1 protein-coding gene is annotated in these 455 nt (G+C 69.7%); it reads right to left on the bottom strand.

Features of this window, described 5'->3' with window-relative positions; translation table 11 throughout:
- Positions 1-455, bottom strand: a 455-nt coding sequence (locus H0524_RS25595) for a S8 family serine peptidase (protein ID WP_180198487.1), incomplete at both ends; no start/stop codon positions are given.

Here is a 455-nt window from a genome sequence, read left to right as displayed (position 1 = left end):
GCCGTCGCCGGTGCTGTGTTGGGAGCGGGCGGCGTTGATGGCGACGCCGGGTGCGGTGAGGTCGGGCTTCAGTGCGCCGGTGCCGGCTAGTGGTCCGGCGCTGGAGAAGCCGGCGAGTTGGTCCTGTTTGTCGACGGCACTGACGGTGAGTGCGCTGGCTGCGGTGCCGGGCGAACCGATGAGGCCACCGGATTTGTTGCCGGCGGCGACGACGAAGAGGGTGTCGTGCTGCGCGGAGAGGGTGTCCACGGCGAGGGCCATCGGGTCGAGTCCGTCGGTCTGGGACGGACTGCCGAGGCTCATGTTGACCACGTCGGCGCCCGACTCGGCAGCCCATTGCATGCCGGCGATGACCCAGGAGTCCTGGCCGTACCCGTTGTTGTTGAGGACTTTGCCGACGATCAGGTCGGCTGCGGGTGCGACGCCGGTGTTGTCGCCGTTGGAGGCGGCGCCGG

The organism is Salinispora sp. H7-4 (assembly GCF_013416675.1).
Taxonomy (GTDB): Bacteria; Actinomycetota; Actinomycetes; order Mycobacteriales; family Micromonosporaceae; genus Micromonospora; species Micromonospora vitiensis.
The sequence above is the reverse complement of the archived record's forward strand: the minus strand, read 5'-3'. Positions and strand labels throughout refer to the sequence as shown.